Here is a 412-nt window from a genome sequence, read left to right on the forward strand (position 1 = left end):
GAATTAAGCCCTGGCCCGCAGTGAAGCAAGACATCGTCCGTCATCTGAAGGAGGACAGAGCTGCTTTCGCCACGACGATGGTCGACTTCTACGCTCTTCCTGAATTGGGAGACAGGGCGTGGCCCGGACGACAGGACGCCAACGCGCTGCCTTATGCCCAGAAAGCGGCTGCGGTCGAGAACGGGCTCGCGGCGGACATAGCACTAGCAATGGGTTGGGATGGAGCCGAGGCGAGGCGTTTCATTCCGTTCGTGGTCATGCACGAATTTGAAGGCCTACTGTTCAGCAATTGCGATGCCTTTGCTAACGCAATCGCGAAGCCGGGCTTAGCGAAAGCATTTCAAGCAATCAGGAACGGATTTACCAGTCCCGAAGAGATCAACGATTCGCAACTCACCGCACCCTCCAAGCG

The 412-nt window shown here is 57.0% G+C and carries 1 protein-coding gene; it reads left to right on the forward strand.

From position 1 onward, the window contains the following. Positions 1-20: 20 nt before the first annotated feature. On the forward strand, positions 21-412 hold a 392-nt coding region (locus I6F37_RS42215), incomplete at its 3' end, for a DUF4276 family protein (RefSeq protein ID WP_225154706.1).

This window comes from Bradyrhizobium sp. NBAIM08 (genome assembly GCF_020193935.1).
In the GTDB taxonomy this organism is placed as follows: domain Bacteria; phylum Pseudomonadota; class Alphaproteobacteria; order Rhizobiales; family Xanthobacteraceae; genus Bradyrhizobium; species Bradyrhizobium yuanmingense.